The organism is Streptomyces sp. NPDC050759, from assembly GCF_044456945.1.
In the GTDB taxonomy this organism is placed as follows: Bacteria; Actinomycetota; Actinomycetes; order Streptomycetales; family Streptomycetaceae; genus Streptomyces.
The window spans coordinates 1-2,023 of the sequence record NZ_JBITGI010000044.1; the positions used below are offsets into that span (position 1 = coordinate 1).

Sequence of the window (2,023 nt, forward strand, 5' to 3'; positions counted from 1 at the left end):
GTTATTAGCAACATTAACACTATTTTTATCACTATTAACGATTACAGTTAAATTATTAAAACATAAATTCTTTGAAGAAAAATATGATTCAAAGTAAAAAAAGCAAGCGACTACGATAATTGATAGTCGCTTGCTTTTTTATTGTTCTTTCAATCGTTTAATCGCATTTTTTAATGGTCGATCATCACGATATGTATTGAAATTCATAAATGCTGTACTATCAAAATGTTGTAACAAATGATGAAAAACGTCATTTTCTTGTCTCATTGGGTCTATCTCATCTTCCAGCTGATGAATATGTTGCTGAAGTTCTTGATTGTTAGATTTGAGTGTCTCGTTATCGTTCTTCAGCTGTTCAATGATTTCATGCCAATCATTCGTATCATTATTAGAATTATAGTCATCTATCGTTGTTTGTTCTTTTGGATATTCAATCACCGTCGGTTTAATCCGATTACCCACAGCTGTTTGGCGTATATATTCTGTGACATTCATACTACGTATGTAGGCTAAATCTTGTATCTTTTTGTATTGCGCTTGACTGACACGAACGGTTAAGATTTTTTCTTTCGAACTTTGTTTTTTTGGCATTGAATCACCTCATAATTAATATATGATAAGCATACATATGTGTGCTTATCTTTATATTAATATAACATACATATGTATGCTAATAAATATGTATGATTCGAGGTGGTATGAGCTAACATTTGGCATACAGATTTTCAAACATATTTGTTTGATAATGCGTATGTCATTTGTTAGCTATAGAACGGAATTCAAAAATATATTTTTGAATGTAGTGATGGCCTCGCCAGAGCGAAGATAACTCTTACATTTGAATGTGAGAGTATATCGAGCTATACTCTCATTGCGGAATCAGCCTCACATGTTTGAGGCGTAGCGGTGAGAGTATCCATCATTTTACATAAGCGAAGCATTGTCGAAGGTAGACAATCACAGCGCTTGTAAAATGATATTTGCGAAGGTTCTCAAAAGTAGAGAACCACAGACAAATCAAAAAGCTTCGGGGAGGGCGCTCAATTTGAAATTAGCTTGGAATACGCAAAAAAATAAAATGAGCGATGTTAAAGGCAAAGAGATGGAACAAGAACGTAAAGGGAGAATCAAAAACGATGAGATTGATTTGAAACGGACAAACTTAAACTTTGATTTAGTTGAAGATGAACGTCATTTGTATCATCGTGTGAAAGATAGAGTCGATTATTATAAAGAACAGGGGTCACGTGTACAGAAAAATAGTGTGGTGATGTATTCCAATATCATTACGTTATCGAAAGAAGAGGCCGACCGTATGGGAGAAACACGTACAAAACACTACTTTAAGACATGTAAAGATTACTTCAGTGAACGTTTTGGTGAAGCCAATGTCGTTTCAGCGAAAGTGCATATGGATGAATCAGCGCCTCATATGCACCTTCACTTTATACCTGTTAATCATCAAGGGCGGTTATCAGCACGTACAGCTATGAATCGACAAGCCATTCATCACATCCATGATGAATTAACAACACATCTGTGTCAGCAAGGTTTTGATGTTGAACGTGGGAGTACCGATGATAATAAAACGTATATTCAAGATATTCATGAATATAAAAAGAAAGCGAAAGTTTTAAGTGAATTAGACCAACAAATTGAAACGAAAAAACAATTGTTGAGGGATATCAACGATTTACACGATGAAAAAGAAAATTTAACTCGGGATATTCAAAACTTAAAACGGAAAAATCATTTTTTACAAGAGGATTCTCAACAGGCTCAAGAAGATATCGACCTATACAAGCAACTGAGAACGATTTCTAGGGACGATTTTAAAAAAGAGGAGGAAAAGTACCAAAAAGAAATCAAAGCGTATGAGGCGTCTCTGAGTGGCCTTAGAATGAATTACCGAGATTTGGACAAGCGCAATCAACATTTAACAACACAAAATAATCAACTCGAACACCATTTAGACATGTTAAATGCACGTCATCAAGCGATGAACGACATGGTAAGAAATGAT

2 protein-coding genes are annotated in these 2,023 nt (G+C 34.6%); one reads left to right on the forward strand and one right to left on the reverse strand.

What is annotated here, in order from left to right; all coding sequences use genetic code 11:
- Positions 1 to 138: 138 nt before the first annotated feature.
- Positions 139 to 591: a plasmid mobilization protein gene (locus ACIBJB_RS47440; RefSeq protein ID WP_050190806.1), complete on the reverse strand. Its 453-nt coding sequence runs from the start codon at positions 589 to 591 to the stop codon at positions 139 to 141.
- 382 nt (positions 592 to 973) lie between these two features.
- On the opposite strand from ACIBJB_RS47440, the gene mobV reads away from it, so the two are divergent.
- On the forward strand, positions 974 to 2,023 hold a 1,050-nt coding region (gene mobV, locus ACIBJB_RS47445), incomplete at its 3' end, for a MobV family relaxase (RefSeq protein ID WP_398940388.1).

What these genes read in the sequence shown, in the direction of transcription:
- ACIBJB_RS47440 (WP_050190806.1), bottom strand. Translation starts at nt 591, where the DNA reads ATGCCAAAAAAACAAAGTTCGAAAGAAAAAATCTTAACCGTTCGTGTC.